General features: G+C 72.7%; 20 protein-coding genes. 12 read left to right on the top strand and 8 right to left on the bottom strand.

Going from position 1 to position 23210, the window contains the following annotated elements:
* Positions 1-165: 165 nt before the first annotated feature.
* Positions 166-783: a DUF4126 domain-containing protein gene (locus tag ACTMSW_RS25885; RefSeq protein WP_441183279.1), complete on the bottom strand. Its 618-nt coding sequence runs from the start codon at positions 781-783 to the stop codon at positions 166-168.
* A gap of 71 nt (positions 784-854) precedes the next feature.
* Here ACTMSW_RS25885 and nucS point away from each other — a divergent pair, with 71 nt between their 5' ends.
* Complete coding sequence (gene nucS / locus ACTMSW_RS25880) at positions 855-1514, top strand: endonuclease NucS (protein WP_357034692.1); 660 nt, start codon at positions 855-857, stop codon at positions 1512-1514.
* Positions 1515-1547: 33 nt separating this feature from the next.
* Here the strand turns inward: nucS and ACTMSW_RS25875 are convergent, their stop codons facing one another.
* Positions 1548-3044, bottom strand: coding sequence for an aldehyde dehydrogenase family protein (locus ACTMSW_RS25875; protein ID WP_441183278.1), 1497 nt, complete (start codon positions 3042-3044; stop codon positions 1548-1550).
* Between the two features lie 215 nt (positions 3045-3259).
* Here ACTMSW_RS25875 and ACTMSW_RS25870 point away from each other — a divergent pair, with 215 nt between their 5' ends.
* The 5 genes from ACTMSW_RS25870 to ACTMSW_RS25850 all read left to right on the top strand — a co-directional run bounded on the left by ACTMSW_RS25870 (position 3260) and on the right by ACTMSW_RS25850 (position 8097).
* Positions 3260-3709, top strand: a complete 450-nt coding sequence (locus ACTMSW_RS25870; RefSeq protein WP_441183277.1) for an FHA domain-containing protein — start codon at positions 3260-3262, stop codon at positions 3707-3709.
* 120 nt (positions 3710-3829) lie between these two features.
* On the top strand, positions 3830-4909 hold the full coding sequence (locus tag ACTMSW_RS25865; RefSeq protein WP_441183276.1) for an alpha/beta fold hydrolase: 1080 nt from the start codon (positions 3830-3832) through the stop codon (positions 4907-4909).
* A 108-nt stretch (positions 4910-5017) separates the two neighbouring features.
* Complete coding sequence (locus ACTMSW_RS25860; RefSeq protein WP_441183275.1) at positions 5018-6808, top strand: 3-hydroxyacyl-CoA dehydrogenase family protein; 1791 nt, start codon at positions 5018-5020, stop codon at positions 6806-6808.
* A 67-nt stretch (positions 6809-6875) separates the two neighbouring features.
* Positions 6876-7202, top strand: a complete 327-nt coding sequence (locus ACTMSW_RS25855) for a hypothetical protein (RefSeq protein WP_441183274.1) — start codon at positions 6876-6878, stop codon at positions 7200-7202.
* 85 nt (positions 7203-7287) lie between these two features.
* The gene (locus ACTMSW_RS25850) at positions 7288-8097 is read left to right on the top strand and encodes an alpha/beta hydrolase (protein WP_441183273.1); all 810 of its coding nucleotides are present in this window, start codon (positions 7288-7290) and stop codon (positions 8095-8097) included.
* A gap of 1 nt (position 8098) precedes the next feature.
* Here ACTMSW_RS25850 and ACTMSW_RS25845 read toward each other — a convergent pair whose 3' ends face one another.
* From ACTMSW_RS25845 to mce, 5 genes are all read right to left on the bottom strand, one after another.
* Positions 8099-8227 (bottom strand): hypothetical protein, encoded by a 129-nt coding sequence (locus ACTMSW_RS25845; RefSeq protein ID WP_441183291.1) that lies wholly within the window; start codon positions 8225-8227, stop codon positions 8099-8101.
* 39 nt (positions 8228-8266) lie between these two features.
* Positions 8267-10306: a hypothetical protein gene (locus ACTMSW_RS25840; protein WP_441183272.1), complete on the bottom strand. Its 2040-nt coding sequence runs from the start codon at positions 10304-10306 to the stop codon at positions 8267-8269.
* Positions 10307-10483: 177 nt separating this feature from the next.
* Entirely contained in the window at positions 10484-11740 is a 1257-nt protein-coding gene (locus ACTMSW_RS25835) for a cell division protein DivIVA (RefSeq protein ID WP_441183271.1), read from the bottom strand.
* 290 nt (positions 11741-12030) lie between these two features.
* The gene (gene ccrA / locus ACTMSW_RS25830) at positions 12031-13386 is read right to left on the bottom strand and encodes a crotonyl-CoA carboxylase/reductase (protein WP_441183290.1); all 1356 of its coding nucleotides are present in this window, start codon (positions 13384-13386) and stop codon (positions 12031-12033) included.
* 296 nt (positions 13387-13682) lie between these two features.
* Entirely contained in the window at positions 13683-14156 is a 474-nt protein-coding gene (mce, locus tag ACTMSW_RS25825) for a methylmalonyl-CoA epimerase (protein ID WP_441183270.1), read from the bottom strand.
* Positions 14157-14219: 63 nt separating this feature from the next.
* On the opposite strand from mce, the gene ACTMSW_RS25820 reads away from it, so the two are divergent.
* The 6 genes from ACTMSW_RS25820 (at position 14220) to ACTMSW_RS25795 (ending at position 21170) form a co-directional block, all read left to right on the top strand.
* Positions 14220-15413: an acetyl-CoA C-acetyltransferase gene (locus ACTMSW_RS25820; RefSeq protein ID WP_441183269.1), complete on the top strand. Its 1194-nt coding sequence runs from the start codon at positions 14220-14222 to the stop codon at positions 15411-15413.
* Between the two features lie 2 nt (positions 15414-15415).
* Positions 15416-16420, top strand: coding sequence for a methylmalonyl Co-A mutase-associated GTPase MeaB (gene meaB / locus ACTMSW_RS25815; protein ID WP_441183268.1), 1005 nt, complete (start codon positions 15416-15418; stop codon positions 16418-16420).
* Between the two features lie 91 nt (positions 16421-16511).
* Positions 16512-16925, top strand: coding sequence for an Asp23/Gls24 family envelope stress response protein (locus tag ACTMSW_RS25810; RefSeq protein ID WP_441183267.1), 414 nt, complete (start codon positions 16512-16514; stop codon positions 16923-16925).
* Positions 16926-17020: 95 nt separating this feature from the next.
* Positions 17021-18709, top strand: coding sequence for an acyl-CoA mutase large subunit family protein (locus ACTMSW_RS25805; protein ID WP_441183266.1), 1689 nt, complete (start codon positions 17021-17023; stop codon positions 18707-18709).
* Between the two features lie 238 nt (positions 18710-18947).
* Positions 18948-19877 carry a tetratricopeptide repeat protein gene (locus ACTMSW_RS25800; protein WP_441183265.1) on the top strand — a complete coding sequence of 310 codons (930 nt, stop codon included), beginning with the start codon at positions 18948-18950 and terminating at the stop codon, positions 19875-19877.
* Between the two features lie 66 nt (positions 19878-19943).
* Positions 19944-21170: an arginase family protein gene (locus tag ACTMSW_RS25795; protein WP_441183264.1), complete on the top strand. Its 1227-nt coding sequence runs from the start codon at positions 19944-19946 to the stop codon at positions 21168-21170.
* A 41-nt stretch (positions 21171-21211) separates the two neighbouring features.
* Here ACTMSW_RS25795 and ACTMSW_RS25790 read toward each other — a convergent pair whose 3' ends face one another.
* Entirely contained in the window at positions 21212-23167 is a 1956-nt protein-coding gene (locus tag ACTMSW_RS25790) for a penicillin-binding transpeptidase domain-containing protein (RefSeq protein WP_441183263.1), read from the bottom strand.
* Positions 23168-23210 lie beyond the last annotated feature (43 nt).

Raw genomic sequence — 23210 nt, 5'->3', positions numbered from 1 at the left:
TCTCCGCCTACCCCTTCCACTACGCCCAGTGGGAACAGCAGGCCGCCGACCTCGTCGCCGAGCACTGGAACAACTGACCCAACCCACCACAGACCTTCCTCCAAGGGGGAACCAAGCCGCTGGCCGGCACCCGAACACCGGGTGCCGGCCAGCGGCGTACTCCGGTCAGACCTGGAGGCCGGCGCCTCGCGCCGCGTCGCGTCGCCGGCGTCGGTCGGACCGGCGGCGCAGGAACCAGAAGAGGAAGAACGCGAGGCCGACCAGGAACGCCAGGACCAGCACCGGCAGCAGGATCGCGACCACGGACATGACGACGCTGGTGGCGTCCTCCGCCGTGCTGGCGACCGGTGCGCCGACGCCGGCAGTGGTGGCGTTGATGACCGGTCGGGCGGCGGACTTGAGCAGGTGCACGCCGAAGGCGATGAGCACTCCGGTCACCACCGGCACCCACTGGTGCGAGGAGAAGAAGCTGCCGGGGTCGCTCACCGTGACCGTCTCCGAGGAGGAGCCGGCGCCGAAGGCCAGGCCGCCGGCCGTCGGGCGGACCACGGTCTGCACCACGTCGTTGACGTGGTCGACGACCGGGACCTTGTCGGCCACCACCTCGATGGCGAGCAGGACCGCGAGGATGCCGATGACCCAGCCGTTGCCGAGCCACTGCCAGCCCGAGGGCAGGTCGATCGCGTCGGTGTAGCGGGCCAGCAGGCCCATGGTGAGCAGGGGAATGTAGGCGTTCAGCCCCGCCGAGGCGGCGAGACCGGTACCGGTGAGCACTTCGAACACCGTCTCAGCATCGCACCGGCACACCAGTGGCGCTCGGTGGCGACCGTCCGGGACTCCGCTAGGCTCCTCGGGTGCGGTTGGTCATTGCGAAGTGCTCGGTGGATTACGTCGGACGGCTCTCGGCCCACCTGCCGTTGGCCACCCGGTTGCTCATGGTGAAGGCGGACGGGTCGGTGTCGATCCACGCCGACGACCGGGCGTACAAGCCGTTGAACTGGATGAGCCCGCCGTGCCGGCTGGAGGAGGCGCCGGGCGTCTGGCGCGTGGTCAACAAGGCCGGCGAGGAGCTGCGGATCACCCTGGAGGAGATCTTCCAGGACACCTCGTACGAGCTGGGCGTCGATCCGGGCCTGCGCAAGGACGGTGTGGAGGCGCACCTGCAGGAGCTGCTGGCCGCCAACCCGCAGACCCTGGGCGAGGGCTTCACGCTGGTCCGACGCGAGTACATGACCGCGATCGGCCCGGTCGACCTGCTCTGCCGGGACGCCAACGCCGGCGCGGTCGCCGTCGAGGTGAAGCGGCGCGGGGAGATCGACGGGGTGGAGCAGCTCACCCGCTACCTGGAGCTGATGAACCGCGACCCGCTGCTGGCCCCGGTCACCGGCGTCTTCGCCGCGCAGGAGATCAAGCCGCAGGCGCGGGTGCTCGCCACGGACCGGGGGATCCGCTGCGTGGTCGTCGACTACGACAAGCTGCGCGGCATCGAGCGGGACGAGCTGACCCTGTTCTGACCGGCGCGGCCCGGGTGACCCGGGCCGACGCCGTCAGCGGCCGTACATCACCTTGATGGCCTTGACCAGGCGGTCGATGTCGGCCGGCGTGCGGTCGAAGGTCATCGCGGGCAGCAGCGAGCGGGCCCGGCGCCGGGTGATGGCCTTGGGCCGGCCGAACTCCCGCAGCCCGTCCTCGCCGTGGATGCGCCCGAAACCGGAGTCGCCCACGCCGCCGAACGGCAGCGTGGACATCCCGGCGAAGGTCAGGGCCGAGTTGACCGAGGCCATCCCGGAGCGCATCCGCCGTGCGATCGTGACGGCCCGCCGTCGGCCGAAGACCGAAGCCCCCAGGCCGTACGGGACGGCGTTGGTGCGGTCGACCGCCTCGTCGGCGTCGCGTACGCGGTTGATGGTCAGCGTCGGGCCGAAGGTCTCCTCGCGGACTGCGGCGGCGTCCTCCGGGACGTCCACCAGCACGGTCGGCCGCACGTACGGGGGCTGTACGGCGTCGGCCCCGCCGAGCACCGCGCGCCCGCCCCGGGCCAGTGCGTCGTCGATGTGGCGGCGGATCACGTCGAGCTGGCTGGGCATGGTGATCGGCCCGATGTCGGCGCCCTCCGCGCCGACGGTGAGGCGACCGGCCCGCTCCACCACCTTGTCCACGAAGGTGTCGAAGACCGGTGCGACGGCGTAGACGCGTTCGATGCCGATGCAGGTCTGGCCGGCGTTGGTGAGCGCGCCCCAGACGCACGCGTCCGCGGCGGCGTCCAGGTCGGCGTCGGAGTCCACGATCATCGCGTCCTTGCCGCCCGCCTCCAGCAGCACGGGGGTCAACGACTCGGCGCAGGCCGCCATCACCTTCTTGGCGGTGGCGGTGGAACCGGTGAAGGCCACCTTGTTCACCCCGGAGCGGCACAGGGCGGCGCCGACGTCGCCGAGCCCGTGCACCGCGGTGAACACCGGCTGCTCCGGCACGACCTCGGCGAACGTGTCGACCAGCCACTGCCCGACCGCCGGCGTGTACTCGCTGGGCTTGAGCACGACCGTGTTGCCGGCGGCCAGCGCGTACGCGGCGGAGCCGATCGGCGTGAACACGGGATAGTTCCACGGCCCGATGACGCCGACCACCCCGTACGGCTGGTACTCGAGGTGGGCGGAGAACTCCGCGAGGACCAGCCGGGAGCGGACCCGGCGCGGTCCCAGCACCCGGCGGGCGTTGCGGGCGGCCCAGTCGACGTGCTCGACGGCGGTGACGATCTCGACGATGGCGTCGGCCACCGGCTTGCCGCCCTCGAGGTGCACCAGCTCCGCGAGTTCCTCGATGCGGCGGGCCAGGAGTCGGCGCCAGCGCAGCAGCCGTTCGCGGCGGCCGGTGAAGCCGAGCCCGGCCCACCAGCCGGCGGCCTCGCGGGCGCGGGCGACCGCGCGTTCGACGTCGGCCGCGGTCGCGGCGGGGACTCGTCCGGCCTCGGCGCCGGTCGCGGGGCTGGTCGACAGCAGTCGACCGTCCTCGATGACCGGGGTGCCCGGGACATGCACAGCCGTCATGGCGGAAGTCTAGACCCGAGGATTACCCACGGGTAGCCCCGCGCAGGCGGGCGGCTCCCCTCGGGCTCTCCGGTACGACGGTCGTGTCCCACCCAGTGACGGGAAGGTGACCGGGCGGGGGCCCGGAGATGACCACTCGGTGGTGGAGCAAAATACCGTCTGGTGGCAGGCTGGCGCACGGGGGTGACCACGTGGGGTGGAGGGGCGGACTGTCCATGGAGGAGCATCCGGAACTGCTGCCGTTGTTGACGGTGTCCGGTGGACTGATGCGGGGGCTGAGCTTCCGGCTCGCGCGGAGGCGGATGGTGATCGGGCGGGGGGCGATGGTGGACGTCGTCGTCCAGGACCCGCACCTGAGCCGACGGCACGCCGAGGTGTGGCTCGACCCGGAGGGTGCGTGCCTCGCCGACCTGGGGTCGACCAACGGCACCTGGCTCAACGACCGGCGGATCACCGCGGTGGAGCGGCTCGCGGACGGTGACGTGATCCGGGTGGGGCGCACCGAGCTGCGCTTCTTCGATCCGGGCCTCGCGCGTACCGATCCGGTGGGCCTGAGTTTCGGCGCACTGCGCCGGGACCACCGGCCGACCCTGCCGCTGCCGATCGCGCCGGACCGGACCGGCGCGACGGAGCCGGTTCAGGCCCCGGCGATCGCCGGGACCTGACGCCCGGCCGGCGACGCGCACGCCGGCCGACGCCAACGGCGGCGCGGCACAGTGTCGCGGCCGCGTTCGTGGTGGGCGGGCCCATGGACGGGCCCGCCGCCGCGTGACAGCATCCCGCGAATGGACAGCGCGCAGCGGGTCGTGTCGGCCAACGGGATCAGCCAGGCGGTACGGGTGGCGGGGCCGCCGGACGGCACGCCGGTCCTGCTGGTGCACGGCAACTGTTCGTCGTCGACGTTCTGGGAGCCGCTGGTGCGGCGGCTGCCGGCCACACTGCGGGTGGTCGCGCCCGACCTGCGCGGTTACGGGGACACCGAGACCGCCCCGGTGGACGCGACGCGCGGGCTGGCCGACTTCGCCGACGACGTCGCCGCCCTGCTCGACGACGACTCCCTGTTTCCGGCCGGGGCACGGCCGATCGTGGTGGGGCACTCCCTCGGCGGGGGCGTGGCCATGCGGCTGCTGGTCGACCACCCCGATCGGATGGCCGGGTTACTGCTCTCCGCGCCGGCGTCGCCGTACGGGTTCGGGGGCACCCGGGACCTCGACGGGACGCCGACCACGCCCGACTTCGCCGGCACCGGCGGTGGCACGGCCAGCTCCGACTTCGTCCGGCGGTTGGCTGCCGGCGACCGGAGCGAGGAGGCGCCGACCAGTCCCCGGACGGTGCTGCGGACCGCGTACGTGGCGGATCCGGCGTCGCTGGGCGACGACGAGGACCTGCTGCTGGACGGCGTGCTCTCCACCCGGACCGGCGTGGACAACTACCCCGGCACGGCGGAGCACTCGGAGAACTGGCCGGGCACCGCACCGGGTGGGCGCGGCGTGCTGAACGCCCTCGCCCCGGCGCACTTCCGGATCGCCGACGAGTTGGTGGCCGTGCCGGTCAAGCCGCCGATCACCTGGGTACGCGGGGACGCCGACGTGATCGTCTCCGACACCTCCCTGTTCGACCTCGCGTACCTGGGATCGCTGGGTGTGGTGCCGGGTTGGCCGGGGGAGGAGGCGTGCCCACCGCAGCCGATGGTCGGCCAGACGCGGGCGGTGCTGGACCGGTACGCGGCGGCCGGCGGCACCTACCGGGAGGTGGTGCTGCCCGGCTGCGGACACAGCCCGCACCTGGAGCGCCCGGCCGAGTTCGTCGCCGAGCTGCTGGCGCTGACGGGGGTGCCCACGACCGCCGGACAGCGGGGTGCGTGAAATATCCCACGGCGTCTCGACAACCCAGCGTCACGTGGCAGACTCCGGCGCATAACCTTAGCGGCCGTTCATGTCGGCAACGGCGGAGTCGAACCAGGGAGGCCGGTCGTGGCGCGCGAGTTCACCAGAGTGGGTGTGGTGGGTCTGGGCACCATGGGTGCCGGCATCGTGGAGGTCTTCGCCCGCAACGGCATCGACGTCGTGGCGGTGGAGATCTCCGAGGCGGCCCTGGAGCGCGGCCGGGTCACGCTGACCGGTTCGACCGACCGGGCGGTGGCCAAGGGCAAGCTCGCCGAGGCCGACCGGGACGCCCTGCTGGCCCGGGTGGACTTCCAGGTCGGCCTGGACGCCCTGCACTCGGTGGACCTGGTGATCGAGGCGGTACCGGAGCACCTGGACCTGAAGCAGCGGATCTTCGCCGAGCTGGACCGGGTCTGCAAGCCCGAGACGATCCTGGCCACCAACACCTCGTCGCTGAGCGTCACCGAGATCTCCGTCGCCACCACCCGGCCCAACCAGGTGATCGGCATCCACTTCTTCAACCCCGCTCCGGTGATGAAGCTGGTCGAGGTCGTCCGCACGGTGGTCACCTCACCCGACGTCGTCGCCGACACCGAGGCGCTCTGCGCGCGTCTCGGCAAGGTCGACGTCACCATCAGCGACCGGGCCGGATTCATCGCCAACGCGCTGCTCTTCGGGTACCTCAACCACGCGGTGAGCATGCTCGAGGCCCGGTACGCGACCCGCGAGGACATCGACGCCGCGATGAAGCTCGGCTGCGGCCTGCCGATGGGTCCCCTCGCCCTGATGGACCTCATCGGTCTGGACACCGCGTACGAGATCCTGGACACCATGTACCGGCGTGGCGGCCGGGACCGCCGGCACGCCCCGGTGCCGCTGATCAAGCAGATGGTGACGGCGGGCCTGCTGGGCCGGAAGTCCGGTCGGGGCTTCTACACCTACGAGCGGCCGGGCTCCCCGGTCGTCGTACCGGACGACCAGACGCCGGTGACGTCGGAGTCGGCGCTCGCCGACGGCGCGCGCGGGATCGCGAAGGTCGGCGTGGTCGGCTCGGGGACGATGGCCACCGGCATCATCGAGGTGTTCGCCAAGGCCGGGTACGAGGTCGTCTCGGTGACCCGGGGCGCGGAGAAGTCCGCCAAGGTCTTCGAGGCGGTCAAGACCTCGCTCAACAAGGGCGTGGTCCGGGGCAAGCTGAGCGAGGCCGACCGGGACGCCGCGCTGGGCCGCATCAACTGGTCCGCCACTCTGGAGCACCTGGCCGACGTCGACCTGGTGGTGGAGGCGGTGGTCGAGGAGTTGAGCGTCAAGAAGGCGCTCTTCGCCAGCCTGGACGAGATCTGCAAGCCGGGCGTCGTGCTGGCCACCACCACCTCCTCCCTGCCGGTGATCGACGTGGCGATGGCCACCCAGCGGCCGGCCGACGTGGTCGGGCTGCACTTCTTCAACCCGGCGCCGATCATGCCGCTGGTGGAGGTCGTGCAGACCATCCGCACCTCGGCGGAGACGACCGCCACCGCGAAGGCGGTCTGCGCGGCGCTGGGCAAGACCGGCGTGATCTGCGGCGACCGGTCGGGTTTCATCGTCAACGCGCTGCTCTTCCCGTACCTGAACGACGCGGTGAAGATGCTGGAGGCCAGCTACTCCACCGCCGACGACATCGACCACGCGATGAAGCTCGGCTGCGGGTACCCGATGGGCCCGTTCGAGCTGCTCGACGTCGTCGGCCTGGACGTGTCGCTGGCCATCCAGCGGGAGCTGTACCTGGAGCTGCGCGAGCCGGGCTTCGCCCCCGCGCCGCTGCTGGAGCACCTCGTCACCGCGGGCTACCTGGGTCGCAAGACCGGCCGGGGCTTCCGGGACCACACCCGCCGCTGAGCGCACGGCCCGCCGGCCCCACCGGCCGGCGGGCCGGTCCCGCTCCCTCGGCCGTACGCTGGAAAGCGTGAGCCCCCGTCGCAACCGCCCCCGTCGCGAGGACACCGCACACCTGGACTCCGACCGGGCACGCCAGGGCGTCGCCTCGGTGCAGCAGTGGCGCGACGGCGAGTGGCAGGTACGCGGGATCGGCGGCGGGGCGTCCACCAAGACGTACCGCTGCCCCGGTTGTGACCAGGAGATCCGCCCCGGGGTGGCGCACCTGGTGGCGTGGCCGGCCGACGGCACGGGCGACCTGACCGACCGGCGGCACTGGCACAGCGGCTGCTGGCGGGCCCGGGACCGGCGCAGTCCGATCGTCCAGCGCGGCCGCAGCGCACCCCGGTACGGCTGAGCGGGCCGCCGCCCCGCGAGCGATCTGGATCACCGTGTTTCCGCCCCGGTGGGCGGGGCGGGCCGGTGCGCGGGAGACTGGTCCGGTGAGCACTCCCATCCGCGCGTCCTCCATCCTGCCCGGGCGGCGGGAGGACATCGAGCTGCACACCGCCGACGGCCTGAAGCTGGTCGGCGAGCTGGCCCGGCCCCTCGACCGCGAGCCGGTGGCCACGCTGGTGTGCCTGCACCCGCTGCCCACCCACGGCGGGATGATGGACAGCCACGTGTTCCGCAAGGCGGCCTGGCGGCTGCCGGCGCTGGCGGACCTGGCGGTTCTCCGGTTCAACACCCGGGGGACCAGCAGCGTGCGCGGCACCAGCGAGGGCGCGTTCGACAACGCGGTGGGGGAGCGGTTCGACGTCGCCGCCGCCATCGAGTACGCGGAGTTCCACGAGCTGCCGAACATCTGGCTGCTCGGTTGGTCGTTCGGCACCGACCTGATCCTCAGGTACGGATGCGACCCGGCGGTGACCGGCGCCGTCCTGCTCTCCCCGCCGCTGCGCTACTCCACGCCGGACGACCTCGCGCACTGGGCGGAGTCCGGCAGGCAGGTGACCGCGCTGGTGCCCGAGTTCGACGACTACCTGCGCCCGGACGAGGCCCGGGAGCGCTTCGCGGCGGTGCCGCAGGCCGAGGTGGTCGGGGTGCCGGGGGCGAAGCACCTCTGGGTCGGTGACGCCGAGACCGTGCTGGACGAGGTGGTCCGCCGGGTCAACCCGGCCGCCGCCGTACCGCTGCCGACCACCTGGGACGGCCCGATGGAGACCGGCGACGTCAGCGCGTACGCGGACCGCACCGTCGCCTCCTTCGCCGACCGTCCGGTGCCCGGCCCGGAGGCCGGTCAAGCGAGCTGAGTCAGCGTCGGTCCTGCCGGGGCAGGACCACCTCGCGCAGGACGAGCTGGATGGCCGCCACCGTCGGGATGGCGACCAGCGCGCCGACGACGCCCACCGGCTGATCCGTGGCGAACCCGTCGTGTGCCACCGGGCCCTCCCCGCGGGTCGCGCTCCGGAATCAGCCCGGTCAGTCCTTGTCCACCGCGACCTTGCTGGGCTTCGTGCTGCGCTCCTCCGCGACCTTGCTGGGCTTCGTGCCGCGCTCCTCGGTGGCAGGCTTGGCGGGGCGGTTGCCGTTCTCCCCGGTGCCGGGACCGCCACCGTCCAGGGTGGTCACCGTGGTGATCTTCGCCTTCTGCTGACCCTCGTCGGCCGGCTCGGCCTCTCCCGGCCCGGCCTTGCCCGTCTCCCTGGCCCCGGCCTTCCCCGTCTCCCTGGACCCGGTCTTCGCGCCGTTGCCCGTCGCTGCGGGCACGCCCACCTCGGCCGCCGTCACCGGTACACCCGGGAGGACCCCCGTGCCCTCCGCGCCCGAGGAGCGCCTTCCGTCGCCGGACAGTTCCAGCCGCAGCTCCGCCACCTGCCGCTGGATCTCGTCGGACTCCTGGCGGGACTTCCAGGTCTCCTGACGCAGGTCGGCGAGCTGCTGCTGGGCCTGGGCGATCTCGAGCATCACCTGGGCGAGCTGCTGCCGGCCGGAGGCCGCCTCCTGCTGCGTCGCGGCGAGGTGCTGCTGGGTGGTCGCGAGGTGCTGCTGGGTGGTGGCCGCGTACTCCTCGAACTGTCGGCGCGAGGTGGCGACGTGCTCGTCGGCCTTGCGGTGCTTCTCGGCGGCCTCGGTCTCGGCCCGGGACAGCAGGACGGCGGCCTCCTCCTCGGCGCTCCGGCGCATGGTCAGCGCGTCCTGTTCGGCGGCCTGGCGGATCGCGTCGGCGCCCTGCTCGATCTCGTTCTTCCGGGCGGTGTACTCGGACTCCAGCTCGGCGCGGCGGGTCTCGAACTCCGACTCCAGCTCGGCGCGGCGGGTCTCGAAGCCCGACTCCAGCTCGTGCTGCCGGGTCTTGTGCTGCTGCTCCAGCTCGACGGACCGCGACTTGTACTGCTTCTCCAGATCGTCGCGGCGGGAGGTGAACTCCTGCTCGGCGGTCTTGCGGCGCTGGGCCAGGTCACGGTCGGCGGCCTCGCGCCGGCTGTTGACCTCCTTCTCCACGCCCGCCCGCCAGGCGCCCAGCTCCTGTTGCGTCTGGGCGCGGGCCTGCTGGACGTACGCCTCGGTCTCGCCGCGCATCCGCTGGACGTACGCCTCGGTCTCCGCGCGGTTGCGCTTGGCGGCCTCGGTGGCCTTCGTGGTGACCAGCTCGGCTTCCTGGCGCGCCTTGTTGCGGGTCGAGCGGCCGACCTCGGTGGCGTCGTCGATGATCTGCTTCGCCTCGCGCTGCGCCTTGGCGTGGGTGGCCCGGCCGGCCTCGGTGGCCTGGTCCACCAGGCGCTTGGCGTCCTGCTGGGCCTTCGCGTGGACCTCCTTGGCGGCCTCGCGCAGCTGCGTCGCCTCCTGCTGGGCCTTGGCGTGCGCCTCCTTGGCGGCCTCGCGCAGCCGGGTCGCCTCCTGCTGGGCCCGGTTGTGGATCTCTTTCGCGGTGTCCCGCAGGTGGGTGGCCTCCTGCTGGGCCTTGGCCAGCGCCTCCTGGGCGGCCCGGCGGAGCCGTTCGGATTCCTCCTTGGCGGCCTTCACGGCGGAGTCCGCCTCGGCCTTGCGGGCCGTGGTGTGCCGCTCCTCCTCGGCGCGGCGGGCGGCCAGCGCGATCTCGAAGTCCTTGAGGGCCGTCGCGGCCTGCTCCCGCGCCTCCTCGATGATGTGCTCGGCGGCCGCCCGGCGGGCCGCGATCTCCTCGTGGGCGGAGGCGAGGATGTCCTCGGCCTGCTCCTCGGCCATTGCCAGGATCTGTTCCACCCGGGGCCCGAGGTGCCGGAACGACGCACGGTCGACGACACCCACCTGCTTGCGCACCTGGGCCAGGTCCCGCTGGAGCACCTCGACCTGACCGGCCAGCTTGTGGATCTGTGTGTAGGCCTGCTCCCGTTCGGCGGCCAGGGTCGCGATCTCGTGCTCCGCACGAGCGACGTACCGGTCGACCTGTCGTTTCTCGTATCCCCGCAGAGCGGACTCGAAGCTGGGCTCCGTGGTCACGTCCCCGCCGAGAGCGAACAGTTCCTCGCCGTGCGACATGCCCCCATCCTCACACGCATCCGGCCCTGCTGGGGCGATACGGACGGCCCGGTTGGGACCTACTTCACTACCGCGTGCCCCGGGCATTTCACCCTGTCGGGAAACGGGTACGGCGCGGGGTGGCACCGGTCACCCGGTGTCACCCCGCGCCGTCGTTTCATGCCCCGGCCGGGCCGCTCAGCTGGCGGTCTCCGCGGTCACCCGCGCGTCGGCGCCGTCCTTCTTGGCCTCGGGCTTGGCCGCGGCCGAGGCCGGCGGCACGCCCGGCACGATGCCGGCCAGGCCGGAGAGCATCTGGCCGAGCTGGGAGGTGACGGCGTCCTTCTGGCGGGTGAGGTCCTCGACCTCGCGGCGGGCCGCCTGGGTGGTCAGCTCCGCCTCGGTGCGAGCCTCGGTGAGCAGGCGGTTCGCCTCCGCCTTCGCCTCGTTGAGGGTCTTCTCCGACAGGGCCTTGGCCTTGTCCACCGTCTCGTTGGCGGTGCGCTCGGACTCGACGCGGCGGGCCTCGGCGCGCTGCTCGATCTCCTTGGCCCGCTCCTGCGCGGCCCGGGCGCGCTGCTCGGCCTCGCCGACCAGCTTCTGGGTCTGCGCGACCTGCGCGGCGTGCCGCTCCGACTCCTCGCGCTCGGCCTTCTCGCGGCGCTCGGCGAGCTGGAGCTCGAGGGCCTGGAGGTCCTTGTCGCGCTTGTCCCGCGCGTCGGTGAGCAGCTTGGTCGCCTCGGCGCGCTTCTCCTCGGCCTCCCGGGCGGCCTTCGCCCGCTGCTGGGTGATCTCCCGCTCGGCGGTGGCGCGCAGGGTGGCGACCTCCCGCTCGACAGTGGACTTCAGCTCGGCCACCTCGTGCGCGGTGACCGTGCGCAGCTGCTTGGTCTCCCGATCCGCGTCCGCGCGCAGGGTGTCGGCCTCGCGCCGGGCCTGGACCCGGACCTCGGCCGCCTCCCGCTCGGCGGCGGTGCGGAGGCTCCCGGCCTCCCGCTCGGCGGTGGCCTTCATGGCCGCCGCCTCGGCGCGCGCCTTGTCGGTGATCTCCCGTGCCTCGAGGCGCGCGGCGGACAGGATGCCCTCCGACTCGCGCTTGGCCTCGTTGCGGTGGTCGTTGGCCTGCTCCTCGGCGAGCCGGAGGATCTGCTCGACGCGGGTGCCGAGGCCCGAGAGGGTGGGCCGGCTGTTCTCCTCGAGCTGCTTGTTGGTGTCCGTGAGCTTCTGCTCGAGGGCACTCATCCGCTGCTCGGCCTGGCGGAGCCGACGCTGGGCGTCGTTCATCCGCTGCTCGGCCTCGGCGCGTGCCTGCTCGGACTGGGTCAGCGCGGCGGTCAGCCGGCCGATGAAGTCATCGACCTGCCCGACGTTGTATCCGCGCAGGCCAACGGTGAAATCTGGCTGCGAGTTCGCGTTATCGAAGAACGCAAGAGGGGAGGACTGCTGCTGGGGCATTGGGACATACTGGCAGACGCCCCAGGGTCCTCCGCAAGAGCGTCCCCGAGCTTTCCCGTCCTCTTTACATGGTCAACTGGGCGCCGTCCCGGGCATCGGACCAATCGGCGATCTTGGCAGGTCCCGGACGCTGGCGAGGCCACGCAGCGTGACACGGAAAAGGGCCGCGGGGAGGACCCGCGACCCTTTGTTCCGCCCCTGGTCGTTATCACTCGAATGCGCGTCGCGCACCCTGAGTGGAAAGGCAATCGCCGTTCACCGCAATGGTCATCGGCGCATCAGCCGTCGGGTCAGTGACCCCGGAACCGGTTGATCGCCGTCTCGTGCCGTGCCCGCAGCTCCGCGTCACGCACCCCGAGTCCGTCGGCCGGGGCGAGGCAGCGGACACCGACCTTGCCCTGGTGGGCGTTGCGGTGCACCTCGTACGCGGCCTGACCGGTCTGCTCCAGCGCGTACGTCCGGGACACCGTCGGGTGGATCTTGCCGAGCGCCACCAGGCGGTTGGCCTCCCACGCCTCACGGTAGTTGGCGAAGTGGCTGCCGACGATCCGCTTGAGGTGCATCCAGAGGTAGCGGTTGTCGTACTGGTGCAGGAAGCCGCTGGTGGACGCGCAGGTGACGATGGTGCCGCCCTTCTTGGCGACGTAGACACTCGCGCCGAAGGTCTCCCGGCCGGGGTGCTCGAAGACGATGTCCGGGTCCTCGCCGCCGGTCAGCTGCCGGATCCGCTCACCGAAGCGCCGCCACTCGTCCTGGTCCTGGGTCTGCTCGTCCTTCCAGAACCGGAAGCCTTCGGCGGTGCGGTCAATGACCAGCTCCGCGCCCATGGACCGGCACAGCTCGGCCTTCTCCGGCGAGGAGACCACGCAGATCGGGATCGCGCCGCCGTTGAGAGCCATCTGGGTGGCGTAGCCGCCCAGGCCGCCGGAGGCGCCCCAGATGAGGACCACGTCGCCCTGCTTCATGTTGGCGCCGTGGTGCGAGACGAGCTGCCGGTACGCGGTGGAGTTCACCAGGCCGGGACTCGCCGCCTCCTCCCAGCTCAGGTGAGCCGGCTTTGGCATCAGCTGGTTGGCCTTGACCACGCACAGCTCGGCGAGTCCGCCGAAGTTGGTTTCGAAGCCCCAGATCCGCTGCTGCGGGTCGAGCATGGTGTCGTCGTGCCCGGCGGCGTCCTCCAGCTCCACCGACAGGCAGTGCGCGACCACCTCGTCGCCGGCCTTCCACTTCGTCACCCCGGGGCCGGTCCGCAGCACCACGCCGGCCGCGTCCGAGCCGACCACGTGGTACGGCAGGTCGTGCCGGCGCGTCAGCTCGGAGAGCCGGCCGTAGCGCTGGAGGAACTTGAAGGTGGACAGCGGCTCGAAGATGCTCGTCCAGACGGTGTTGTAGTTGATGGCACTGGCCATCACCGCCACCAGGGCCTCGCCGGGGGCGAGCTCGGGGGTCGGCACCTCCTGCACGTGCAGCGCCTTGCGGGGGTCCTTGTCGCGGGTGGCCATGCCGTCGAACATGCGCGTCTCGTCCGCGCGCACCACCACGCCGCGGTAGGACTCCGGTACCGGAAGCGAGGCGAGACCGGCCAGTTCCCGTTCCGGTCGGTCGGATCCCTCCGCCGCCATGATCGCCTCGAGGATGTCCTGCACGTCGACCTCCCGTTCGTCCGCACCCCGCGCGTCACGGGCATGGGTGCTGCCATCGTCGGCGCCGGTGCGGCCGTTCACCATGTCGGCATCCGACACATCCGGCACCGGCCGCGCTGCTGTGGGGCCGGACGTTACTGAACGGTAGCTAGGGCGGGAAGTCCTCTGTGAAAAACTGCATCGACCGATGCGTGAAGCTGTCCGGGTGGACGGCGTACCGCGCAGGGGCGTGCTCGACGGGCGGTTAAGAAGGGCCCCCTGCTCTACCGGAGGCGTTAAGCGGGGGCCCTTCCTTGCACCTAGTGGGGTGCGGCTGGCTCGACCAGTTCGACGAGGACGCCGCCGGCGTCCTTCGGGTGCACGAAGTTGATCCGGGAGTTCGCCGTGCCGCGCTTCGGGGTCTCGTAGAGCAGCCGCAGGCCACGCTCGCGCAGCGCCGCGCAGGCCACGTCGATGTCGGCCACGGTGTACGCCACCTGCTGCACGCCCGGGCCGTTGCGGTCCAGGAACTTTGCGATCGTCGACTCGGGCGTGAGCGGGGCCAGCAGTTGCACGCAGCCGCCCTCGGCGGTCGGGCCGACGGCCAGCATCGCCTCGCGTACGCCCTGCTCGGTGTTGGTCTCCTGGTGCACGCAGCGCATGCCGAAGGTCCGCTGGTAGAAGTCGATCGCGGCGTCGAGGTCGGCGACGGCGACCCCGACGTGGTCGATGCGCCGCAGCCCGATGTCTGTGACGTAGTCCGCAGCGGGCTCGACGGGGGAGTTCTCAGCCATGGCGCTAGTCTGACCGAACAATCGTTAAGGCGTACAGGTCGGCACCCCCCCTCGGAGGCAGGCATGGCTTCGGTGATCGTCAGCGGCGCGCGGACCCCGATGGGGCGACTGCTGGGCAACCTCAAGGACCTCCCCGCGACCAAGCTCGGTGGCGTGGCGATCAAGGCGGCGCTGGAGCGCGCCGGGATCGCCCCCGACCAGGTCCAGTACGTGATCATGGGTCAGGTGCTCCAGGCCGGCACCGGTCAGATCCCGGCCCGCCAGGCGGCCGTCGAGGCGGGCATCCCGATGTCCGTGCCGGCGCTGACCATCAACAAGGTCTGCCTCTCCGGGCTGGACGCGATCGCCCTCGCCGACCAGCTCATCCGCGCCGGCGAGTTCGACATCGTCGTCGCCGGCGGCATGGAGTCGATGACCAACGCCCCGCACCTGCTGCTGGGCCAGCGCTCCGGCTACAAGTACGGCGACGTGGTGATCAAGGACCACATGGCGCTGGACGGCCTGTCCGACGCCTGGGACTGCTGCTCGATGGGCGAGTCGACCGAGCGCCACGGCAGCACCAGGGGCATCAGCCGCGAGGAGCAGGACGCGTTCGCCGCGGCCAGCCACCAGCGCGCCGCCGCCGCCCAGAAGAACGGCCACTTCGCCGACGAGATCACCCCGGTGATCATCCCGCAGCGCAAGGGCGACCCGCTGGTGATCAGCGAGGACGAGGGGATCCGCCCGGACACCACCGTCGAGTCGCTCGGGAAGCTGCGCCCGGCGTTCGCCAAGGACGGCACGATCACCGCCGGCAGCTCCTCGCCGATCTCCGACGGCGCCGCCGCCGTGGTCGTCATGAGCAAGGCGAAGGCCCGGGAGCTGGGCCTGACCTGGCTGGCCGAGATCGGCGCCCACGGCAACGTGGCGGGCCCGGACAACTCGCTGCACTCGCAGCCGTCCAACGCCATCCAGCACGCGCTGAAGAAGGGCGGGCTGAGCATCTCCGACCTCGACCTGATCGAGATTAACGAGGCGTTCGCGCAGGTCGGCATCCAGTCGACCCGTGACCTCGGCGTCAGCCCGGACACGGTGAACGTCAACGGCGGCGCGATCGCGCTGGGCCACCCCATCGGCATGTCCGGCGCGCGGCTGGTGCTGACCCTGGCGCTGGAGCTGAAGCGGCGCGGCGGCGGCACCGGCGCGGCGGCTCTGTGCGGCGGCGGCGGCCAGGGCGACGCGCTGATCATCCACGTGCCGGCGGGCGGCGAGAGCTGACCGTGGGCGACGCTGTCGAGAGCGTCCCGGCGACGGCCACCGCCCCGGTGCGCCGCAGCCGGGACGTACCCCTGCTGGTCGAGCGGGCGCGCGCGGGTGACCCCCGCGCGGTGGCCCGGCTGATCACCCTCGTGGAGTCCGGCGACGAGACGCTGCCGCGGATCGCGGCGGCGCTCGCGCCGTACGCCGGTCAGGCCCAGGTGGTCGGTCTGACCGGCTCGCCCGGCGTGGGCAAGTCGACCACGACCAACGAGCTGGTCCGGGCGCTGCGGGCGCGGGGGCACCGGGTGGGCGTGCTGGCGATCGACCCGTCCAGCCCGTTCACCGGCGGGGCGATCCTCGGCGACCGGGTCCGGATGCAGGACCACGCGACCGATCCCGGCGTCTACATCCGTTCGATGTCCAGCCGGGGGCACCTCGGCGGGCTCTCCGCCGCCACGCCGCAGGCCGTGCGGGTGCTGGAGGGCGCCGGCTGCGACGTGGTGCTGGTGGAGACGGTGGGTGTCGGGCAGGCCGAGGTGGAGGTGGCCTCGCTGGCCGACACCACGCTGGTGCTGCTCGCCCCCGGGATGGGCGACGCGATCCAGGCGGTGAAGGCCGGCATCCTGGAGATCGCCGACGTCTTCGTGGTCAACAAGGCCGACCGGGACGGCGCCGACGCCACCGTGCGCGACATCCAGGGCATGATCGCCCTGGGCGAGCGCGGCCCCGGGCAGTGGCGGCCGCAGGTCGTGCGCGCGATCGCCGCGCGCGGCGAGGGCATCGACGACATCGCCGCCGCCATCGACAAGCACCGCGGCTGGCTTGTCGAGCACGGCGAGCTGCGCCGCCGGCAGGAGGCGCGGGCCGCCGCGGAGATCGAGGCGATCGCGCTCGGCGCCCTCCGCGCCCGGATCGGTTCGCTCCGCGACGGTACGGAGCTGCCGGCGCTGGCCGCGAAGGTGGCCGAGGGCTCCCTCGACCCGTACGCCGCCGCCGACGAACTGCTGTCCCAGATCGCGTCCTGACCGTACCGACCCGTCCACTGCGGACCCTTTCCGGCTAGTACGCTCGCCTCGCCCACGGACCCGTGGGACGCGACGACGGTGGTGGGGAGACATGGGCGACGAGGCGACGCAGGAGCTGTCGGTGACGCCGGACGCGGTGGCGGGCGGGACCACCCAGGTCTCCGACGAGGTGGTCGAGAAGATCGCGGTGGCCGCCGCGCGGTCGGTGCCCGGGGTAGCGGAGCTGGGTGGCGACGTCGCCCGGTTCTTCAACGCGGTACTGGACCGGGTCGGCCTGGACCAGGTCGGTGACGCCCGACGCGGCTGCTCGGCGAACGTCACCAACGGTGCGGCGGTGGTCAACCTGGTGCTGGTGATCGAGGCCGGTCACCCGGTGCCGCAGGTGACCGACGGGGTGCGGGCCGCGGTGACGGCGGCGGTCGAGTCGTACGGGCTGCGGGCCGTCGAGATCAACATTCGGGTGGACGACGTGGCGCTGCCCGGCGCGCCCGCAACCGCGGGCTGACCAGGTTACCCACCGGTACGAACTTCCTTAGCGATCGTTCAGTCGAGGGCCCTACACTCGGAGTGCAGTCGAGGACTCGAGGAGGAGCCCCGCGGATGAACGCCGACGAGATCGCCGCCGGACGGGCACGCTGGCAGGCCCGCTACGACGCCGCGCGCAAGCGGGACGCCGACTTCACCACCCTGTCCGGGATGACCGTGGACCCGGTCTACGGCCCACCCGAGGGGACGGCCTACCCGGGCTTCGAGCGGATTGGATGGCCGGGCGAGTACCCGTACACCCGGGGTCTGCACCCGACCGGGTACCGCGGCCGGACCTGGACGATCCGCCAGTTCGCCGGCTTCGGGAACGCGCGGCAGACCAACGAGCGCTACAAGATGATCCTCGGCGCCGGCGGCGGTGGGCTCTCGGTCGCGTTCGACATGCCGACCCTGATGGGTCGTGACTCCGACGACCCGCAGGCGCTCGGCGAGGTCGGCCACTGCGGCGTCGCCGTCGACACCGCCACCGACATGGAGACGCTCTTCGACGGCATCGACCTGGCCGGCGTCACCACCTCGATGACCATCTCCGGCCCGGCCGTGCCGGTCTTCTGCATGTACCTGGTCGCCGCCGAACGGCAGGGCGCCGACCTGTCCAAGCTGGACGGCACGCTGCAGACCGACATCTTCAAGGAGTACATCGCGCAGAAGGAGTGGCTCTTCGACCCGGAGCCGCACCTGCGCCTCATCGGCGACCTGATGGAGTACTGCGCCCGGGAGATCCCGCGCTACAAGCCGCTGTCCGTCTCCGGCTACCACATCCGGGAGGCCGGCTCGACGGCCGCGCAGGAGCTGGCGTACACCCTGGCCGACGGCTTCGGTTACGTCGAGCTGGGGCTCTCGCGCGGGCTGGACGTCAACGTCTTCGCCCCCGGGCTGAGCTTCTTCTTCGACTCGCACGTCGACTTCTTCGAGGAGATCGCCAAGTTCCGGGCGGCCCGCCGGATCTGGGCCCGCTGGCTGCGCGACGTCTACGGCGCCACCAGCGAGAAGGCCCTGTGGCTGCGGTTCCACACGCAGACCGCCGGGGTGTCGCTGACCGCCCAGCAGCCGGTCAACAACGTCGTCCGGACCGCCGTGGAGGCCCTCGCGGCGGTGCTCGGCGGGACGAACTCCCTGCACACCAACGCGCTGGACGAGACCCTGGCCCTGCCCACCGACGAGTCCGCCGAGATCGCCCTGCGTACGCAGCAGGTGCTGATGGAGGAGACCGGCGTGGTCAACGTGGCCGACCCGCTGGGCGGCTCGTGGTACGTCGAGGCGTTGACCGACAGGATCGAGGCCGAGGCGGAGGAGATCTTCGCCCGGATCCGTCAGCTCGGCGGCGAGGGCCCGCACCAGATCGGACCGATGACCTCGGGCATCCTGCGCGGCATCGAGGACGGCTGGTTCACCGGCCACATCGCCGAGTCGGCCTTCGTCTACCAGCAGGCGCTGGAGAAGGGCGACAAGAAGATCGTCGGCGTCAACTGCCACACCGGCACGGTCGCCAAGGACCTGGAGATCCTGCGCATCTCGCACGAGGTCGAGCTGGAGCAGCGTCGGGTGCTCGCCGAGCGCAAGACCGCCCGCGACGAGGCGGCGGTCCGGGCCGCCGTCGCGCGGATGGTCGAGGTGAGCCGCACCGACGGCAACATGATCCCGGCCATGCTGGACGCGGTCCGCGCCGAGGCCACCCTCGGCGAGATCTGCGACGCCCTCCGCGCCGAATGGGGCGTCTACCGAGAGCCCGCCCGCTTCTAACCCCGACCCCCGCCCCGACCCCGCCCCGCCCCGACCCCGCCCCGCCCCCGCCCCGACGATCTTGCACTTTGTGTCTCGGCGAATGCCCGCATTCCACGCGTGTCGGCGACCGGAAGTGCATGATCGCGGGAGTGGTGGGGTGGGGTGCGGGCAGGGCGGGTGAGCAGGGGTGAGAACCGCAACTGTCGCCGTCGCGGTTGATCGGAGATCCGTGCGCCGCGTGCGAGACTAGATAACCATGAGCGACCCACGGATCACCTCGTCGATCTTCACCCGCGGCGCGGTCGACCTCAGCGCGCTGCGCACTCCCGCACCGGCCCCCGCCCGCCCCGCCACCCCCGCCCAGCCCGGCCCGTCCGCCGACCCGGGCGCCGGTCTGCCCGGCGTCGTCGGGGGCGGGGTCACCGTCATCGACGTGACCGAGGCGACCTTCCAGTCGGAGGTCCTCGAACGGTCGCTGAGCACACCGGTGCTCGTGGACTTCTGGGCCGAGTGGTGCGAACCCTGCAAGCAGCTCTCCCCGGTGCTGGAGCGGCTGGCGGTCGAGGGTGGCGGCGCGTGGGTGCTCGCCAGGATCGACGTGGACGCCAACCCGCGGATCGCCCAGATGTTCCGCGTGCAGGGCATCCCGATGGTCTACGCCGTCGTCGGCGGCCAGCCGATCGACGCCTTCTCCGGCGTCGTCCCCGAGGCCCAGCTGCGGCAGTGGATCTCTGCGGTGCTCAAGGCCGGCGGTGTGTCCGTCGCCGAGGCGGTGGACCCGCGTCTCGACGAGGCCGACGACGCCCTGATGAGCGGCGACCTGGACGAGGCCGAGCGCGCGTACCGGAAGATCCTGGCCGAGACCCCCGCGGACGCCGCCGCGGAGGCGGGTCTCGCCCAGGTCGGGCTGGCCCGCCGGGTCGCCGGAGCCGACCCCCGGGCCGCGCTCGCCGCCGCGGAGGCCGCCCCCGACGACGTCGAGGCGCAGCTCCTGGCCGCCGACGTCGAGGTGCTGAGCGGGATGGCCGAGCACGCCTACCAGCGTCTGGTCGGCCTGGTCCGTCGCACCTCCGGCGACGACCGGGAGAAGGTACGCCAGCACCTGGTCGGCCTCTTCACCGTCGCCGGCCCGGAGGACCCGGCGGTGGCCTCGGCGCGACGGGCCCTGGCCAGCGCCCTGTTCTGAGCATCTGACACGCCAGCGCGGGCCGGCGTTCCGGCCGGCCCGCTCGACCTTCGAGGACGGGAGCCCATGATGCGCCGGATCGCCGTCCTCGACGCGCCCAGCAACCTCGGCCTGCGGCCACCCACCGTCACGTCGGTGCCCGGGTGCGTCAAGGCACCCGGAGCGCTGCGCGACCACGACCTGCTCGCCCGGCTGCGGGCCCGCGACGCCGGCTGCCTGACCCCACCCCGGTACGACCCGGGTGACTGGCGGCCCGGGGACGGGGTCTGCCACGCCCCGGAGATCGCGGGCTACTCGGTGGCCCTCGCCGAACGGATCGGCGCGATCATCGACCGGGGGGAGTTCCCCCTGGTTCTCGGTGGAGACTGCTCGATCCTGCTCGGCTCCGCACTGGCCATGCACCGGCTCGGCGAGGCGGTCGGCGGCCGGATCGGGCTCGTCTTCGTCGACGGGCACTCCGACTTCCGGCACCCGGGCAACGCCTCGTACGTGGGCGCCGCCGCGGGGGAGGACCTCGCCCTGGTCACCGGGCGGGGACAGGCCGACCTGGCGGCCATCGAGGGGCGCCGACCGTACTTCCGGGACATCGACGTGGTGGTGCTCGGCATCCGGGCGCAGGACGAGTACCGCCTGGACCTCCAGGCCGCCGGCATCACCACCCGACCGGTGCCGGCGCTACGCGCCGAGGGCGCCGCGCGGACCGCGCAGTGGGCCCACGAGCAGTTGGCCGACTGCGCGGGTTACTGGGTGCACGTCGACGTGGACGTGCTGGACCCGGCGGTGATGCCCGCCGTCGACGCGCCCGACCCCGGTGGGATCGCCTTCGCCGAGCTGGAGATCCTGCTCGCCGGCCTGGTCGACACGCCGCACTGCCTCGGCGTCGAGCTGACCGTGTTCGACCCCGACTACGACCCGGACGGGTCGTACGCGGCCGAGATCGTCAACACGGTGGTGGCCGGTCTGCGACCGGTCTCCGCCCCCGAGGCGGTGCCGCCCCGGCTGCTGCCCGGCCCACCTCCCGCCCCCCGCCGGGGCGACGCCCGTCCGGTCGCCGTGGATCCGGTTGGCCGCCGTGGTGAAAGTCGCTCCCCAGCGGTGAATCCGGACGGTCGCCGGGATGAGGGTCGCCCGTCCGCCGGGGAGGTCCCGCAGGAGGTGCCGGACGACGGCCGGGTCGCCCTGGAGCCGGTCGGGCCGCCCGCCGCGGCCGGTCCCGGCCTGCTGCGTCGGCCACCGTCGCCCGGTCCGGAGCCGGAGGACGACAGCTCCCACTCCGCCGCCGGCATCGCCTGACGTCCGCCTCCCGTCCTGTCGCCGGCGTGGGCCGGCGCGGATCAGCGGGGAAGGGCACGCAGGAAACGCTCGGCGATCGGGACCGCGCTCTCGGTGCTGGCGCCGCCCTTCTCCACGAACACGGCGAACGCCACGTCGCCCTGCCAGCCCACGAACCAGGCGTGGGTGTTCTTCGGGTTGTTGTCGTACTCGGCCGTGCCGGTCTTGCCGTGCACCGGACCGCCGGGTACGTCGGCCAGGGCGGTGGCCGTGCCGGCGGTGACCACCTCGCGCATCATCGCGCGCAGCGCGGTGACGGACTCGGCCTTCAGCTCCGGCCCGTCGGCGGCCGGTTCGGCGGGGGCCGGGTCGAGCACCAGCTTCGGCTGCACGAAGCGCCCTCGGGCGACCGCCGCGGTGGCACCCGCCATCGCCACCGGGCTGACCACGGTGGTGCCCTGACCGATCGCGGCGGCGGCCTGCTCGGTGCCGCCGCCGTTCGCGGAGACCTTGCCGGTGAAGGCGTCCAGGCCGACGTCCCACCGGCCCTCCAGGCCCAGCGTCCGGCCGGTGACGGCCAGCCCGTCGGCGCCTAGTTGCGGCGCCAGCGCCGCGAAGGCGGTGTTGCACGACTTCGCGAAGTCGGTGCGGAACGGCACCCGACCGAGGGCGAAGTCGTCGGAGTTCTTGAACGACCGGCCGTCCACCGGGTAGAGCTTCGGGCAGTCCACCGGTGTGTCGGCGGTGACCGCGCCCCTGTCCAGCAGGCCGAGCGCGCTGACCATCTTGAACGTCGAGCCGGGCGGCACCTGGGCGGTGAAGGCGAGGTTCTCCCCGGCCGGTCCGGGGCCGTTCGCCGCGGCGAGCACGGCACCGTCGCTGACGCGTACGGCCACCAGGGCGGAACGTCGCTTCTCGGCGCCCAGGGCCGCGTCGGCCGCTTTCTGGACGGCCACGTCGAGCGTGGTCTTCACCGGCTGGCCCGGCTGCGGCTCCCGGCGGAACAGCTCGGTGCCGGTGGCCACCAGGGTGCCGTCCTCGCCGGGACGCTGGACGATCACGGTCAGCCCCGGCACGCCCCGCAGCCGCTCGTCGTGGCGGCCCTGGAGACCGCCGTGGCCGACCAGGTCGCCGGCCACGTACCGGTCGGGGAACTTCGCCAGGTCGTCGGCCTGGGCCGGGTCCACGCTGCCGAGGACCGCACGCGCGAACTCGCGGGTGGGCGCCAGGTCCAGGGTGTCGTCGCGGAACTTCGTGCCGGGCAGGTCGTAGATGCGCGGTTTGATCTGGAGGTACGCGTCCCTCCGGAGCGTCACCACCTCCACGAACGCGCCCGGCTCGGCCTCGGCGACGCGCTTGGGCAGGTCGGAGAGGTCGACCGCGGGGACGAGGGCCGGCCGGATCGCCCGGAAGGCGGTGTCCAGCTGCCGGCTCAACCTCCGGACGTCGGTGACCTCGCTCGGCTGCACCCCGACCCGGACCACCGGCCGGGGCGCCACGACGGGCTGGCCGGCGGCGTCGAGCACGGCCGCCCGAGCCCCGGTGTCCCGGCGCAGACCGAGCCGGTCACCCCGGGTGAGCTGCTCCTGCACCACCGGTGGCTCCCAGATGACCTGCCACCGGTCGTCGCGGCCCCGGGTGAGCCGCACCGGCCGCTCGTACGCCCATCTGGTGTCGCCCGGCAGCGTCCACTCCACCGCGACGGTGGTGGTGGCGGTGCCCTTGGTGACCGTCGGGTCGCCCACCCGGCGCAGCGCGGGCGGGATGGCGGCCAGCTCGCCGGACAGCTCCCGGATCTCGCGGGCGACGTCCGCCGCCGGCACCTTGGCGCCGGTCGGGTCGACGAACGCGACCTTCTGGAGGTCGCCCGAGCGCCAACCGGTCAGGAAGGCGTCGACGGCGTCCTTCGGTCCGTCGTCGGACGAGCAACCGGCGAGTGCGCCGGCGGCGAGAGTGGTCGCGGTGAGCAGCGCCAGCGCCGGGTGGAGCCGGCGCCGACGGGGGTACGACAGGTGCATGGAGCGGTCCCTCCGGGATCGGACTTCCTGCACGGTAGTACGC

This window comes from Micromonospora sp. BQ11 (assembly GCF_052068135.1).
Lineage (GTDB): Bacteria > Actinomycetota > Actinomycetes > Mycobacteriales > Micromonosporaceae > Micromonospora.
This window is presented reverse-complemented; position numbering and strand designations above follow the sequence as displayed.

Excerpts from the sequence above, each read along its gene's own strand:
- ACTMSW_RS25875 (WP_441183278.1), bottom strand. The coding sequence starts at position 3,044 with ATGACGGCTGTGCATGTCCCGGGCACCCCGGTCATCGAGGACGGTCGA.
- ACTMSW_RS25870 (WP_441183277.1), top strand. The coding sequence starts at position 3,260 with ATGGAGGAGCATCCGGAACTGCTGCCGTTGTTGACGGTGTCCGGTGGA.
- ACTMSW_RS25865 (WP_441183276.1), top strand. The coding sequence starts at position 3,830 with ATGGACAGCGCGCAGCGGGTCGTGTCGGCCAACGGGATCAGCCAGGCG.
- ACTMSW_RS25840 (WP_441183272.1), bottom strand. The coding sequence starts at position 10,306 with ATGTCGCACGGCGAGGAACTGTTCGCTCTCGGCGGGGACGTGACCACG.
- ACTMSW_RS25835 (WP_441183271.1), bottom strand. The coding sequence starts at position 11,740 with ATGCCCCAGCAGCAGTCCTCCCCTCTTGCGTTCTTCGATAACGCGAAC.
- mce (WP_441183270.1), bottom strand. The coding sequence starts at position 14,156 with ATGGCTGAGAACTCCCCCGTCGAGCCCGCTGCGGACTACGTCACAGAC.
- ACTMSW_RS25820 (WP_441183269.1), top strand. The coding sequence starts at position 14,220 with ATGGCTTCGGTGATCGTCAGCGGCGCGCGGACCCCGATGGGGCGACTG.
- ACTMSW_RS25810 (WP_441183267.1), top strand. The coding sequence starts at position 16,512 with ATGGGCGACGAGGCGACGCAGGAGCTGTCGGTGACGCCGGACGCGGTG.
- ACTMSW_RS25805 (WP_441183266.1), top strand. The coding sequence starts at position 17,021 with ATGAACGCCGACGAGATCGCCGCCGGACGGGCACGCTGGCAGGCCCGC.
- ACTMSW_RS25800 (WP_441183265.1), top strand. The coding sequence starts at position 18,948 with ATGAGCGACCCACGGATCACCTCGTCGATCTTCACCCGCGGCGCGGTC.
- ACTMSW_RS25795 (WP_441183264.1), top strand. The coding sequence starts at position 19,944 with ATGATGCGCCGGATCGCCGTCCTCGACGCGCCCAGCAACCTCGGCCTG.
- ACTMSW_RS25790 (WP_441183263.1), bottom strand. The coding sequence starts at position 23,167 with ATGCACCTGTCGTACCCCCGTCGGCGCCGGCTCCACCCGGCGCTGGCG.